This is a genomic window from Citrobacter sp. 21OH12SH02A-Citro, from assembly GCF_027919895.1.
GTDB classification, from domain to species: Bacteria; Pseudomonadota; Gammaproteobacteria; order Enterobacterales; family Enterobacteriaceae; genus Citrobacter; species Citrobacter braakii.
In genome coordinates, this window is record NZ_CP114801.1 from 1,128,647 (window position 1) to 1,143,069 (window position 14,423).

The 14,423-nt window shown below is 48.8% G+C and carries 11 protein-coding genes; 6 read left to right on the forward strand and 5 right to left on the reverse strand.

Translation table 11 applies throughout. From position 1 onward, the window contains the following. Positions 1-187: 187 nt before the first annotated feature. The 4 genes from O6D90_RS05475 to melR form a co-directional block, all read right to left on the reverse strand. A complete protein-coding gene (locus O6D90_RS05475) occupies positions 188-823 on the reverse strand; it encodes a carbonic anhydrase (RefSeq protein WP_016157264.1) in 636 nt (211 codons plus the stop codon). A 154-nt stretch (positions 824-977) separates the two neighbouring features. Then, positions 978-2,150, reverse strand: coding sequence for a MalY/PatB family protein (locus tag O6D90_RS05480; protein ID WP_016157263.1), 1,173 nt, complete (start codon positions 2,148-2,150; stop codon positions 978-980). 124 nt (positions 2,151-2,274) lie between these two features. Beyond that, positions 2,275-3,735: a Na+/H+ antiporter NhaC gene (gene nhaC, locus O6D90_RS05485; RefSeq protein ID WP_016154105.1), complete on the reverse strand. Its 1,461-nt coding sequence runs from the start codon at positions 3,733-3,735 to the stop codon at positions 2,275-2,277. 193 nt (positions 3,736-3,928) lie between these two features. Further along, on the reverse strand, positions 3,929-4,867 hold the full coding sequence (gene melR / locus O6D90_RS05490; protein ID WP_016157262.1) for a transcriptional regulator MelR: 939 nt from the start codon (positions 4,865-4,867) through the stop codon (positions 3,929-3,931). A 309-nt stretch (positions 4,868-5,176) separates the two neighbouring features. Here melR and O6D90_RS05495 point away from each other — a divergent pair, with 309 nt between their 5' ends. Beyond that, positions 5,177-5,677 carry an anti-virulence regulator CigR family protein gene (locus tag O6D90_RS05495; protein WP_016154103.1) on the forward strand — a complete coding sequence of 167 codons (501 nt, stop codon included), beginning with the start codon at positions 5,177-5,179 and terminating at the stop codon, positions 5,675-5,677. Positions 5,678-5,756: 79 nt separating this feature from the next. Here O6D90_RS05495 and O6D90_RS05500 read toward each other — a convergent pair whose 3' ends face one another. Continuing rightward, the gene (locus O6D90_RS05500; protein WP_016157261.1) at positions 5,757-7,505 is read right to left on the reverse strand and encodes a sigma-54 interaction domain-containing protein; all 1,749 of its coding nucleotides are present in this window, start codon (positions 7,503-7,505) and stop codon (positions 5,757-5,759) included. A gap of 376 nt (positions 7,506-7,881) precedes the next feature. On the opposite strand from O6D90_RS05500, the gene dpaL reads away from it, so the two are divergent. The 5 genes from dpaL (at position 7,882) to evgA (ending at position 14,423) form a co-directional block, all read left to right on the forward strand. Further along, positions 7,882-9,096 carry a diaminopropionate ammonia-lyase gene (gene dpaL, locus O6D90_RS05505; protein WP_425476443.1) on the forward strand — a complete coding sequence of 405 codons (1,215 nt, stop codon included), beginning with the start codon at positions 7,882-7,884 and terminating at the stop codon, positions 9,094-9,096. 36 nt (positions 9,097-9,132) lie between these two features. Next, positions 9,133-10,317 carry a YgeY family selenium metabolism-linked hydrolase gene (locus O6D90_RS05510; RefSeq protein WP_016157259.1) on the forward strand — a complete coding sequence of 395 codons (1,185 nt, stop codon included), beginning with the start codon at positions 9,133-9,135 and terminating at the stop codon, positions 10,315-10,317. 67 nt (positions 10,318-10,384) lie between these two features. Beyond that, entirely contained in the window at positions 10,385-11,977 is a 1,593-nt protein-coding gene (locus O6D90_RS05515) for an N-acyl-D-amino-acid deacylase family protein (RefSeq protein ID WP_016157258.1), read from the forward strand. Between the two features lie 78 nt (positions 11,978-12,055). Beyond that, positions 12,056-13,342, forward strand: coding sequence for an MFS transporter (locus O6D90_RS05520; protein ID WP_016157257.1), 1,287 nt, complete (start codon positions 12,056-12,058; stop codon positions 13,340-13,342). Positions 13,343-13,808: 466 nt separating this feature from the next. Further along, positions 13,809-14,423 carry an acid-sensing system DNA-binding response regulator EvgA gene (evgA, locus tag O6D90_RS05525; protein WP_016157256.1) on the forward strand — a complete coding sequence of 205 codons (615 nt, stop codon included), beginning with the start codon at positions 13,809-13,811 and terminating at the stop codon, positions 14,421-14,423.

The following is a 14,423-nucleotide window of genomic DNA, read 5'->3' on the forward strand; positions in this document are numbered from 1 at the left end:
GCCTGCATCATGTATGAACAGCTATTTGCGGCTCAGTTCATGAGACCTGTCGCAACGTTGTATAAATGTGCGAAAACTGATGTGAGAACACCAGTGGCTATTTTAAAACTAGCCGCAAGCATGTTTTTTGTCTATAGCACAAAAGTAGGTAAAAGCTCTCCAGAGCATCCTTGCTCCAGGGGAAAATTTACTCGAAATGCACCTGCGGGTTATCTGCAAGGGAAACGTAGGTTTTGCTGTTTTTATCAAGGGTACGGATTTCACCGCTTTCGATGTCATATACCCAGCCGTGCAGACGAAGCGCATTATTTCGCAGCCCAACCGCGACGCAAGGATGCGTTTTAATATTATTGAGCTGTGCGATAACGTTTTCTTCCACCATGGCGTTAACTTTATCGATTGGGTTATTCCAGGTTTTCTTCTCAACCACGGCTTTCGCGGCATCGGCATAGTGCAACCAGTGAGCCACAGCGGGCATCGGATCCAGAGGCTGGCTATCGGCAATGGCTTTCATCGCGCCGCAGTTGGAGTGTCCGCAGATGACGATATCCGTCACGCCAAGTGCGACAACCGCGTATTCAATCGTAGCAGATACGCCACCGGGTTCCGGTCCAAAAGACGGAACGATATTACCGGCGTTGCGGATAACGAAAAGCTGTCCGGGCTCTTGCTGAGTAACGAGTTCTGGCACCAGGCGGCTATCGGAACAGGAGATGAAAAGCGCTTTGGGATTCTGGCTGGATGCCAGGCTGCGAAAGAGTTCCTTACGTTGAGGGAAAATCTCTTTTTGGAAGTTGAGGAAGCCCTCAATGATATGTTGCATAGCAGTGTCTCTTTTCTCTGTTTAAGCAGGTTATGATGAAGATCACACTTTCCAGTTTAACACCAGCCGACAGAACGGAAAAACTTTATAGCAGTTCTGCAACATCTTTGTATAGTTTTGCCCCACCGTGGCGGGGCAAATAGTGTGATGCGCGCTACGCGTTCTGTCGTTTTTGGTACGCCGCTTTCAGTCGGTTCATCGCTTCTACCAGTACCGAGCGCGGGCACCCAACGTTGAGTCTCATGTGACCCTCTCCGCCGGGGCCATATTGTGCGCCTGGTGACAGACCCAGTTTTGCTTCCTGCACAAAAAATGCGCTTAGCTGTTCATCGCTAAGATTCATTTTTTCCGCGTTCAGAAACAGAAGATACGATGCGCCGCCATACACAATGGAGATTAAGGGACAGTGCTTTTCAATTTCACTTTTAACAAACGCCACATTGTCGGCCAGGTAGGCTAATAATTTTTGGTGCCAGTCGCCACAATGGGTAAAGGCGCTGTAAATGGCCGCCTGCTGTAATGAATGTGTCTCGGCAAGGTAGCAGTTATCCAGGAAACCATAGAACTGATGGCGTAATTCATCATTTTTAATAATGGCAATTCCGCCCTGGATCGCCGCCGTGTTGAAGGTTTTACTGATTGAGGTCAGCACGATTGACTGACTCCCTGTCGCTTCGTCTAAAGTAAAAAACGGCAGATGGCGCTTGCCTGGCAGGGTTAAATCACTATGCACTTCATCTGAGAGAATAATGACGCCAGCTTGCTGACAATAGTGACTTACTTTTTCCAGCGTTTCCCGCGACCACACCATACCGCCCGGATTATGCGGCGAAGGGAAAAGAAACATTTTGCACTGCTTGAGTTTTTCGCTGAAATCATGCCAGTCAAATTCGTAATGACCATCTTTCTCAATGAGGCGCGTTTGAATCAAATTCCTGCCGCTGGTGTTTACCAGATTAGGGTAGGGGTCATATATTGGCGTACAGGTTAAAACATTATCACCTGGTCGGGTAAACACCATCAGAGAGAGCACGATAGTTTTTATGACGCCGGGAATAAAATGCAACCAGTGTGGCTTTATGTCGACATCATACTGTTGCGCATACCAATGAATAACGGACTCTTTCCATTGCGGATAATCCAGGTTGTAGCCTTGTACTGGCTGCGATACCACTGAACGCAGTGTGCTCATGATTGGCTCTGGCGTCACAAAATCCATATCTGCAATCCACAGCGGTAATACATCGGTGGTGCCGTACATCTGTTGTAATTGACCGTATTTACGGCAATTAACATCCCTTATGACAATATCATCAAACAAAGACATTGCTGACTCCTGGACAGTCTCTGAAAAATAGTTTAAGCAACGCAACAGTGAAGAATATTTCTGTATATCTAATTGATATATTAAATTTACCCTGGTGGTAGCCAATATTTAGCTATTTATTAGCCTATGATTTTTGCTCAACCATATGCTCTGTAGCTTCATTTGGTTCATATTTAGCAATGCCAATACCGGTGGCAGCCCACAGCAGGGCAAAGATGATGCCGCTGTAGCAGAGGATTGCCCATGGCAAATAATCAAGCGTCGCCACGCCCAGCATCGTGGCGCAATAAACGCCCGAGGCAGACCAGGGGATAATCGGTTCGACAACGGTTCCGGCATCTTCGGTAGTACGCGAGAGGTTCTTTGTCGCAAGCCCTCGTTTTTTATATTCTTCTTTAAAGGCATCGCCGCACAGCAGCAGTGGCAAGGTTCCATTTGCCGTACAGGCACAGATGGTGAACGTCGTCACAATCGTGGTGGCCACCAGGCGGAATGTGGATTTAACGCCTTTCGTGAGCGCGTTTATCACGGTGTGCAAAGAGCCTGTCGCACTCATTGCGCCGGCAAAGCTGAAGGCGCTGAAGACGGTGACGAAGCTGCTAAACATTGAAATGGCGCCGCCTCGTTCCAGTAAGCGCGAAACATCTGATGACAGTGTTGGCAGGTTATCTCCGGTGAGCATCGCGAGCTTAAAACCGCTAACCACGGATTCGCCAACCGATGATGCGGTAAATTGCTGAAAGGCTAATGCCAGAATCATCGAGACTATTGTGGATAAAAAGAGCATCGGGATTGGCGGTCTTTTTGACAGTGAGCCATACAAAACGATGATCGGTGGCAACAGTAGCAGAATGTTAAAGTGATAAATCTGGCCGATAGCGTTCATCAAGTTGGTGATATTGGCTGGCGCGCTGGATGAGGCATCAATGCCCATGCCCATATAGCTGTATACGACGCAGCAAATAATAAATCCCGGGCCGGTGGTCCACAGCAGATGGCCGATATGCGAGTACAGGTTTACACCGGCAGCCAGCGCCGCCATGTTGGTTGAGTCAGAAACCGGAGAAAGCTTATCACCAAACCAGCAGCCGGAGACAATAGCGCCAGCAGCAATGGGCAGCGAAACATTCAGACCAATCGCTACGCCAATCATGGCGATCCCGACGGTTCCGATAGATCCCCAGGAGGTGCCGGTACAGACTGAGATCAGCGCTCCCAGCATAAATGCTGAAATATAGAAATACTGCGGGTTAATCCACTTCAGACCATAATAAATCATCATTGGAATAGTGCCTGACACCATCCATGCGCCAATTAAGAAACCGATACTGGCGACGATTAATATGACAGGAAGCGCTTCAGATATTTTATTGCAAATAGATTGTAGAATGTCATCCCACGTGTAGCCGTGAGCGATGGCGATAAACGAGGCGGTTGCGGTTCCCATGAGGATCATGGGTTCAGCTCGAATATTGAAGATAAAATATCCGATGCTAATGCCACCCAGCATGACTATCATGGGTAAAACTGACCAAAAGAAAGACAATGGCTTTCTGTTGTTGGCGGTGCAGCTATTTAATTCCATAATTCCATCCCAATCGATAATGGTTGAACACGTCAAATAAATACCTGCTACAGGTCACCCATAAATGGGTAACATAGTTGCCAGAGTTCATGGCTGAACCCTATTTTATTAACTGCTGCAGATTATCTATTTTGACCTGCTATTCTGACGCTTATATTTTGGTAGTAAGGTAAGAGTGAGTTTGACGAATAAATTACCCCTCGGCATAAGGTGAATGATTTCGGCGCTGTTGGCTCAGTTTGCGATATTGCTGCGGCGGCATGCCGACGTATTTATGAAATGAGCTATAAAAACGGCTGCTGGATCGGAAACCTGCAATTGTAGCGATATCCAGAATTGTTTTATCCGTATCGCTGAGCAAAGCCCGCACATGGTTGATGCGCATTGCGGTAATATACTGTTTCATGGTTAGTTGCATCACGCGATGAAAAATGCCCATCGCATAATTTGGGTTGAGCTTAACGTGTTCGGCAATAGCATCGACCGTAAGCTGTTTGTCGCAGTTTGCGGCAATAAACTCCAGCATCTGGCTGACGTAAAACTGTGAATGCCGTGAAATACTGTTTTTCTGGGTGCGCGATGTTTTGTTACCCAGCACTGGCCGCCAGCCAGCGAGGCTAAATCGCTTGAGCATCAGGGCAATCTCATCAATGGCTAATTGATGAATTTGCTCATTGTCGCTGTTGAGTTCACTCTGCCAACGCTGCACTTCAAAAGCGCTCAACTGCTGCGAGGCAAGCGACGTAATCACCATCCCATGCGTCACGTGGTTGATTAGTTCCCTGTCCAGCGGCCAGGACAAAAACAGATGCATCGGTAAGTTGAAGATGGCCATCTGTTTACAGTGCCCGGCATCCGTCAGCTGATGGGGTGTGCAGGCCCAGAACAGCGTGATAAAGCCCTGTTTGCTTTTCACCACTTCGTCGTTGAAAAGGTACTCCACATCGCCATCAAACGGCACATTCACTTCAACCTGACCGTGCCAGTGGCTGTAGGTCATGGCCAGCGGAGCCCGCAGCTCGACGTCCATACGCTGATACTCTGAGTAGAGCGCCAGCGGACTTCGCGACTTTTTTTCATAGCTGCGACACATATGTGGGTCGAGCGGCAGCTGCGGGGTACTTTTTGCCATTATGGGTGGGTTCCTGAATAGTGAATCTGACCATGGGTAGCGCCAAAGCATGAACATAGCTTAACCGAAAAAAAACGCCGTTTTCTCTCCATTTTCGCGAAGTTATTCCCAAAAACTCAGATCCTGTGCCTGTCGCTTGCCGATCTGAGTTAACGGGAATGGCGGGTTTTAATTTTAAAAACGGTCAATCAAAGCTGCTCACTTTGCAAAGCGACAGCGTTTTTCTGCCAATAAATCGGATTCATAGCGATAGCCAATATTCACGCAATACCATACATTTTGTATGTATCCATATCTTAAGGAATCATCATGTCCAGGCTCCGTACTTTAGCAACGGCTTTAGTTGCCGTTGCCGCGATGTCGATGTGCGCTATCCCCGTTTCGGCTAACCCCGGTAATGGCAACGGAAATGGTAATAGCGGCAACCATGGTAATAGTGGGAATAAGGGTAATAGCAGTCATAGCCAGAAAGGAAACCCAGGCCCAAAAAACAACTCGCAATCGGAACAGCGTAAAAATTATGGCAAGCCGGACCATGTTGATAGTGATATTAGCTATAACGTGGCCAGGCAGTACGCCGTCAGATATGGTTTGACGGGATATAAGTCACTGCCTCCGGGCATCGCCAAAAATCTGGCGCGAGGAAAACCACTTCCTCCGGGGATCGCTAAGAAAAGTGTCCCATCCTCGATGCTGAATCAACTGCCGTATTACCCGGGTTATGAATGGCAGGTTGTTGGCGACAATCTGGTGTTGATTGCACTGAGCACGGCAATTGTCACCGCGGTTATCAATGGTGTGTTTGATTAAGTATCCCTGTACTTAATTTGCTCTGTTATACCCACCACAAGCCCGCGCTACGCGGGCTTAATTGTTAAAAAAGTGGGGCTCACAAACCATACAGTTTTATTTTTCGATAGAGCGTGGCAATACTGACTCCCAGTTCTGATGCAGCCTGTTTTTTGCCCTCCACGCTTGAACCAAATCGCTGGATGGCATTTTCGATGGCGTCCCTTTCCGCTCGTTTTCCTTGGATCGCCAGCTGTCGGGGTTGTGCGGTCATCGTGGTTTTCCTGCTGTCAGCCGGGGAGAGTAAATAAGGGGGCAGATGGCTGGCGTTGATCCCAGCGGCTTCTCCGCGCATCACAAAAATGTATTCGATGACGTTGCGTAATTCGCGAATGTTCCCCGGCCAGTGCCAGGCATAAAGGCGATTAATAACGTCATCGGGCAGTTTTTGCGGTGCACGCTGGTAACTGACCGAAAACTCATCGGCAAAGTATTGTGCAAGGACGGCGATATCAGCCCTGCGTTCACGCAGGGAAGGAAGCACCAGAGGGACGACATTCAGGCGATAGAAAAGGTCTTCGCGAAACTGATTATTCTCGACCATCGCGCTAATATTTTTGTTGGTCGCGGCAATAATGCGCACATCAATATTAATGATGTTATTAGAACCCACGCGGGTGATCGCTTTTTCCTGCAACACCCTGAGCAGCTTGGCCTGCAGGTGCAGCGGCATATCACCGATCTCATCCAGAAACAGGCTGCCGCCGTTGGCCAGTTCAAATTTCCCCATTCGTCCTTTGGGATCTGCACCGCTAAATGCACCGCGTACATAGCCAAACAGTTCGCTTTCCAGTAGTTGCTCAGGGATTGCCGCGCAGTTGATTGTCACGAAAGGGGCGGCTTTACGGGGGCTGTTTTGGTGAATGGCAAATGCCACGACCTCTTTACCCGAGCCGCTTTCCCCGGTGATGAGCACGCTGGCGTAGCTGTTGGCAATTTTGCTAATGGTGCTTCTGAGCTGCTCCATTGAGGAAGAGTGGCCAATCAGCCGCACCTGCGTGTCAGACTCATAAGGGGATGGAGTAAGGTTACTCAGGTAGTCGTGCGCATCACGAAAGATGACCATCGTTAAGCGATCGTTATCCAGCGAGGAGAGCGAAATTTGTTTGCACAGTACATGGTGTTTCTGGCCTTCAAGCGTCAGCCATGCTTCTTCATCGCCATACAAACTGTCCCCGGTTGTTTCAATGGTCAGCGGTAATCCCTGAACTTCGCGGTTGAGAATGCGATCGGCTGAATGATTGGCATGCCAGATAAGACCATTGCCATCAATTGCTACAACGCCGCGGTCCATGGCATCGATCAGACGCCGAAATGCGCCGAGGGTTTCCTGCGCGCGTAAACGCTCCAGACATTCAAAGACCTTACTGGAGATCATCACCGCGATTTGCTCAATAAAAGTGACAAATTTATCAATCTGGCTCAATAACGCGTCACGCTGCGCCTGGGTTGAGCAAATAATTCCGATCACGCCAATCACACGATTGTTGAGAAAAATTGGTGCGTTCAAATCCAGCATTTCAGAACAGTAGTGGTGTTTTTCACATAACTGACACAGCGGATGTTCGCCGGGGTTTTTGATAAGAACCGTTTCTCGGACCTGCAAAACGTGGTGGTAGATGTAGCCATTTTTTGCCACGTTTTCATTGAGCATATGTCGGTATTTACCGGTGCCAGCGATGCGCATTAAGGATTCATCGATGATTTCAACATCCGTTCCGGTTATGCCAGAAATAGCGTCGGCATAATTGCAGATATCATCCTGAATATTGCTGAGTACTGAAATCATGGTACTTCTCCGGCAGCGAGTGGCGTTTCTCAAGGGAGATGATAAATATGCGAAGCAATGCAAAAATGATTTGCGAAAAATCAATCTACCACTCTGTTTTTGGATGTTTTTTTTATTTTATCTTCCGCGATCACACTATTTATCAATTGTGAGAATTTATCAAACGAGGCGATAAACTAACGCTGTGGTATTTTTCAGTACCCATCTTGATCTCTTTTTAATTGGTTGAAAATAAAGCCTTTATTAAAATATTTATAAAGTTTTACTCGATTAATAAAAAACTGGTAAGCATTTTGCTCTATTGGCAATACCGATAGCGTAAATATCTCTGTATACGTCTATTACAGGGAGTGAAATACCAGAACAATGAGGTTTTATGATGCAGGAAAACTTATCATTTTTTATCAACCAGACACCGTTTACCGAACATCCAAACGCGCCGCTGGCACCGTTTAGTCGCCAGGAACTGGTAAAAGCGTTGAATTTTCATCGGTCTATTCCGGGTTATGCGCCGACGCCGTTATATACGCTGCCGGCTCTTGCACAAAAGCTGGGTGTTAAAAATATCTATCTCAAGGATGAGTCTCAGCGTTTTGGCCTGAAAGCCTTCAAAGCGTTGGGCGGCTCCTATGCGATGGCGTGCCATATCGCGGAATTAATCGGCAAGGATATCAGTGAACTGCCGTTTGACGTGATGACCAGCGAAGAGGTACGCCGCGATCTCCAAACCGTCACGTTTGCCACCACCACCGATGGCAACCACGGTCGCGGTGTGGCGTGGATGGCGCGCCAACTGAAGCAAAACGCCGTGGTTTATATGCCGAAGGGCTCTTCGCAGCAGCGTTTGACCTCCATCCGTAATGAAGGCGCTACCGCTGAAATCGTCGACATGAACTATGACGATGCGGTTCGCATGACCGCGGAACAGGCACAAAAGCATGGCTGGATTGTGGTGCAGGATACCGCCTGGGAAGGGTATGAAAAAATCCCGCAGTGGATTATGCAGGGCTACGGCACGCTGATGCTGGAGGCGATAGACCAGCTGCATCAGGTTGCGCCGACGCATATTTTTGTTCAGGCAGGCGTTGGCTCGTTTGCCGGAATGGTGCAGGGAATGGTGACGGCAGCCTGGGGTGAACACCGCCCGAAAGTGATCGTCGCTGAAGCGTTAATTGCCGATTGCCTTTACCGCTCTGCCCGCTCTAAAGAGGGGGATGCAATTGCGGTGGGCGGCGATTTGCAAACCGTGATGGCTGGTCTCGCCTGCGGTGAGGCGAACAGCATCGGCTGGAAACTGCTACGTGATTATGCCAACGCATTTGCCTCCTGCCCTGATGAAGTTGCAGCGCTGGGCATGCGCATGCTGGGTAATCCGTTGGCGGGCGATCCGCAGATCGTATCTGGTGAGTCCGGCGCGGTCACTTCCGGTCTGCTGGCGCTGCTGATGACCTCACCTGAACTGGCGCAAACGCGTGAACAACTGGGGCTGGATGCGCATTCCCGCGTGCTGTTGGTCAGTACCGAAGGCGACACCGACCCGCAACAATATCTGGATATTGTCTGGGGCGGTCAGTACCCGGGCATCAAATAACACATTTCCTGATTGAGAGAAATAACGGAGAAACCCATGTTATCTGCAAAACGTATTGATGAAGTCATTAAAAACTGTCAGGCGCTGATCCAACAAAAAAGTTATTCCGGTCAGGAAGGGGAAGTGGTTAATGCCATAAAAAAAATGATGCAGCATTACCAGTTCGATGACATCCACGTTGATAAGTACGGCAACATTGTGGGCGGCATTGTCGGCAATCAGCCGGGGAAAACGCTGGTTCTCGATGGACATATCGATACCGTGCCGGTCAACGAAGAGAAGTGGAGCCGCAACCCGTACGGCGGCGATATCGACGATGGCAAAATTTATGGTCGCGGTACAACCGATATGAAAGGTGCCGTGGCGGCGATGATTTCCGCCGTGGGTTTTTTCGGCCAGGACAATCAGCGTAATTTTGCCGGCAAAATCTACGTTGCCTGCATCGTGCATGAGGAGTGCTTTGAAGGTATTGCTGCCCGGCTGGTCAGCGAGCGCTATAAGCCGGACTACGTGATCATCGGTGAAGCTTCCGAGTTAAACCTGAAAATTGGTCAGCGTGGCCGCGCTGAAATTGTGGTCGAAACGTTTGGTAAACCCGCGCACTCCGCCAACCCGCAGGCAGGCATTAACGCGGTGTACAAAATGGCGCAATTGATCGACAAAATTCGCACAATCACTCCGCCCACGCACCCGGTACTGGGGCCTGGCATTCTGGAGCTTACCGACATTAAATCTTCGCCATACCCGGGAGCTTCGGTAGTGCCGGATTATTGTCGCGCAACCTACGATCGTCGTTTGCTGGTGGGTGAAACCAAAGAAAGTGTTATTGCCCCACTGGAAAATGCGCTTGCGGAACTTACCGCACAGGATCCGCAGTTTAAGGCCCGTGTCTCCTACGCGGTAGATCAGGAGTCTTGCTATACCGGTGCCACGATTGAGGGCGAGCGCTTCTTCCCGGGCTGGGTGTATGACGAGTCTGACGAATTCGTGCAGGCCGCTCTGGCTGGCGTTCGCGAGGCCGGGTTTAATCCAACCATCACACAGTACTCATTTTGCACCAACGGCAGCCACTATGCGGGCGAAGCGGGAATTAAAACTATCGGCTTCGGACCTTCACGTGAAAACCTGGCCCACACCATCGATGAATATATCGAGATTGATCAGTTAACCGGCTCGGCCAGCGGCTATTACAGCATCATTCAGACACTCTATCGCCAATAAAAAGAAAGATAACAACCTCTTACCTTACAAGTGGTGTCGTGAAGCGACACCGCTATGGAGAATAACGATGAAAACCATTTTCAAAAACGGAAATGTAATCGATGGGACGGGCAGTGAAGGCAGAATTGCCGATGTGATGGTTGACGAAGGACGCATTGTCGCAATCGGACAAATTGACGTTGGCGTTAATGAGCAGGTTATTGACGCAACGGGAAAAATTATTTGTCCTGGTTTTATTGATACCCATACGCACTCTGACCTGTCGGCCATTATTAACCCCGCGCTGTCGGCAAAAATTCGTCAGGGTATTACCACCGAGCTGTTAGGGCAGGATGGTGTCGCCCTGGCGCCGTTACCTGAAGAATATATTCCGGCCTGGCGTAAAAATATCGCCGGACTGGATGGCGATACCGACAAAATAGACTGGAAATATAAAAACACAGACGGCTACCTCAATCTGCTGGCATCGCGTCATCCGGCGACAAACCTCGCGTATTTAGTTCCGCATGGCAACGTACGCATGGAAGCCATGGGCCTGGATGGGCGCCCCTCTACTCGTGAGGATGTGGCGAAGATGTGCGAAATCCTTGAGCGGGAGTTACAAGCGGGGGCGTTTGGTCTTTCCACTGGGCTCATCTACATGCCTTGCGCCTTTGGCGATACCGCCGAAATGATTGAACTGTGCAAAGTGACGGCGAAATATGACGGGATCTTTGTGGTGCATCAGCGCAGTGAAGCGGACGATATTATCAACTCAACGCAGGAACTGATTGATATCGCCACCGCCACCGGTGTCTGGCTGCATATTTCACATATGAAGGTTTGCGGTAAGAAAAACTGGGGGCTGATTGACCAGATGCTGGGCATGTTGGAACAGGCGCAGGAAGAGGGGATTCGTATCTCTTTCGACCAGTATCCGTATGTGGCGGGCAGCACGATGCTCGGCGTGATCCTGCCGCCGTGGGTCCACTCCGGTGGCACTGACAAATTACTTGAGCGGCTGGCCTCGCCTGAACTGCGCGCCAAAATGATCGACGATATTCAGCAGGGCATTCCTGGCTGGGATAACTTTATCGATTTTGCCGGGCTGGACCAGATTTTTGTCACCAGCGTGAAAACGACAAAAAACCAGGATGCCGTCGGTCTGAACCTCGTTCAGTTGGGCGAGCTACGCGGAAAAGATCCGTACAACGCCACCTTCGATCTGCTGTTTGAAGAAGAAAACGCCGTAGGGATGGTCGACTTTTACGGTACTGAAGAGCATGTGATTAAGTTCCTTTGCCGTCCTGAGCAAAATGTCTGTACCGACGGTTTAATGGGGGCTGGCAAACCGCATCCGCGCGTGTTTGGCGCATTCCCTCGTGTGCTCGGTAAATATGTGCGTGAAGAGGGATGTCTGAGCTGGGAAGCGGCAATCCGTAAGATGACTGGCAAACCCGCTGAGGTATTAGGCCTGCAGGATCGTGGGCTGCTGAAAGTGGGTTATGCGGCGGATATTGTGATGTTCGATCCGAACACCATTGCCGATAAGGGCACTTTTGTTGAACCCAATCAATATCCGGAAGGGATTGAAATTGTCATGGTTAATGGGCGCATTGCCTTAATCAATGGCACTGAAAGTTATGCCTGTAGCGGTACGGTTATTAGAAAACAATATTAATAAATAACGCTAAACACGCATTGATTTATCGCGACCATTTATGGCCGCGGTAGATCACTACACCCTAAGGACATCACAATGAACCTACAAACGTCTTTACCTTCAGGTAAACCAAAGACCTGGAAAGCAAGGTATACCGTCCTGACATTGATCTGGCTGGCGTGGCTGCTCTCTTTTCTCGACAGAATGGTGATGAGCGTTTCGCTCCCTTATATCGGCAAAGATTTAAATCTGGATACGACCCAACAAGGGTTAATTATTAGCGCTTTTTTTATTGGTTATGCCGCGTTTCAAATTCCCGGCGGTTTACTGGCGGATAAGTTTGGTTCGCGCAAAATCATGGCCATCGGTATTGCCTGGTGGTCTGTTTTCACCAGCTTAACCGGTGCCGTGTTGACGCTGCCGCTAATGCTGGCCGTTCGCTTCTTCTTTGGTGTTGGTGAAGGTTGTTTCCCGTCGGCTTCCTGGAAGATGATATCAACCTATTTCCCGTCGAAAGAACGTGGCCGCGCCACGGCGATTCAGTCAACGGTAAACACCTTAGGCCCGGCGCTGGCGGTAGTGGTAGCCGCAAGCATAATCGGGGCCTTTGGCTGGCACATGGTCTTTATCGTGCTAGGTATTCCGGGTCTGTTTATCGCGGCGGGGATCTACTTTTTTACCCGTGACAATCCGAAAGATCACCCCGCAATTACGCAGCAGGATCTGGCGGAACTGGCTGCTGACGAGCAGGGAAGCCTGCAAAACACCAGCGGCATCGCGTTTAAAGACGTCCTCAAAATGCCGGTGCTCTGGCAAATGGCAAGTATCTGGTTTTTGTTTGATATCACCTTCTGGGGCTTTTCAACCTGGCTGCCAAGCTACCTGATCACCGTTCGTGAGTTTTCTCTGGCAAAAACCGGCGTCATGGCGGCCATTCCCTTCCTGTTTGGCGCAGGCGGAACGTTGTTAGGCGGCTATTGCTCAGATAAATTTAAACCCCAGCGTAAAACGTTGTATGTCGTGACCTCCGTTATTGCCGCGGGTTTCCTGTACCTGACCTTCAGCGTGAGCAGTGCAGATATGGCGGTGGTTTATCAGTGTATTTCAGCCCTGTTCATGTTCTTCGCCATGGCGACATTTTGGGGCATTCTGATGGACACCATTCCCAGCAACATCATGGGGCGGGCATCCGGGATCGTTAACTTTGGCGGTCAGATGGCGGGAGTCGTTTCTGCACCTATCATCGGCTGGCTGATTCAAAGCAGTGGTGGAAGTTATAACAGCGCCTTTATCTTTATGATTGCCGCGCTGTTGTGTTCTGCCGTCGTTACGCTGACCGTGAAAAGCTCCCATGCTATTGGGGCGTTGCCCAGTAAAGCCTGATTCATGACTGACTCCTGTGGCTCTGCTGATTCCTGAGCCACAGGGCGTTTTACTATCAAATCAGCAGGTTTATTATCTTTTTCTCCAGATTTGACCTGGTATAAAAATGATTCTTAGATAGCTATTCTGCATATACACCTTTGCCGTTGTGATGACCCCCCCTGGTTATATGACCCCGGCCATTAAGAATGAATCATAATAGATGAGGGATTAATCCTACACATGTAGGAATATTCCTTTTGGTTGTGTTAATGGTTTGATATTTAGATAGGCTCAAGGTTTAAAATTTGTAAAATGCAGTGTTGCATTTATACCTTATTCTTCGTTTTTATAAAAAACTAATAAATATACGTGTGAATGTGTTAGGATTTACCTGATAACGCCTTATTTTTATAAATTATAATGCTTAAGGCTCACCTGCTCGATAGCCATCGCCTCTCTTTATTTATCGGGATTCTTATACGCAATGAACGCGATAATCGTTGATGATCACCCATTAGCTCGCATAGCCATCCGCAACTTACTCGATACTAATGGTATTACCGTAACCACCGAGCTCGACAGCGGAGAGCATGTGGTCCAAACCGTTGAGAAAACTAAGCCGGAGTTACTGATTATTGATGTGGATATTCCGGGCATCAGCGGCATCGAAGTGCTGGAGCAACTGCGAAAGCGGCACTATGCTGGTGTAATCATTATCATTTCAGCCAAAAATGAATTTTTTTACGGCAAACGTAGCGCCGAATACGGTGCCAACGGATTTGTGAGTAAAAAAGAGGGTATGAATAATATTCTTGCCGCAATCGAAGCTGCAAAAAATGGGTATAGCTATTTTCCCTTTTCCCTTGAGCATTTTACTGGCTCATCTGTCAGCGAACAGGATAAGCTTGATACGTTGTCGACCCAGGAAATGAGAGTGTTGCGTTATATTCTTAACGGTATGGATTACAGCACTATTGCCAGCAAAATGAACATCAGTAATAAAACGGTAAGCACCTATAAAAGCCGTTTGATGGAGAAATTAGATTGCTCGTCATTAATGGAAATTTATGATTATGCGCAAAGAAATAAAATAGGATAG

Coding starts and splice junctions, on each gene's coding strand:
- O6D90_RS05475 (WP_016157264.1), bottom strand. CDS start 823: ATGCAACATATCATTGAGGGCTTCCTCAACTTCCAAAAAGAGATTTTC.
- O6D90_RS05480 (WP_016157263.1), bottom strand. CDS start 2,150: ATGTCTTTGTTTGATGATATTGTCATAAGGGATGTTAATTGCCGTAAA.
- nhaC (WP_016154105.1), bottom strand. CDS start 3,735: ATGGAATTAAATAGCTGCACCGCCAACAACAGAAAGCCATTGTCTTTC.
- melR (WP_016157262.1), bottom strand. CDS start 4,867: ATGGCAAAAAGTACCCCGCAGCTGCCGCTCGACCCACATATGTGTCGC.
- O6D90_RS05495 (WP_016154103.1), top strand. CDS start 5,177: ATGTCCAGGCTCCGTACTTTAGCAACGGCTTTAGTTGCCGTTGCCGCG.
- O6D90_RS05500 (WP_016157261.1), bottom strand. CDS start 7,505: ATGATTTCAGTACTCAGCAATATTCAGGATGATATCTGCAATTATGCC.
- dpaL (WP_425476443.1), top strand. CDS start 7,882: ATGATGCAGGAAAACTTATCATTTTTTATCAACCAGACACCGTTTACC.
- O6D90_RS05510 (WP_016157259.1), top strand. CDS start 9,133: ATGTTATCTGCAAAACGTATTGATGAAGTCATTAAAAACTGTCAGGCG.
- O6D90_RS05515 (WP_016157258.1), top strand. CDS start 10,385: ATGAAAACCATTTTCAAAAACGGAAATGTAATCGATGGGACGGGCAGT.
- O6D90_RS05520 (WP_016157257.1), top strand. CDS start 12,056: ATGAACCTACAAACGTCTTTACCTTCAGGTAAACCAAAGACCTGGAAA.
- evgA (WP_016157256.1), top strand. CDS start 13,809: ATGAACGCGATAATCGTTGATGATCACCCATTAGCTCGCATAGCCATC.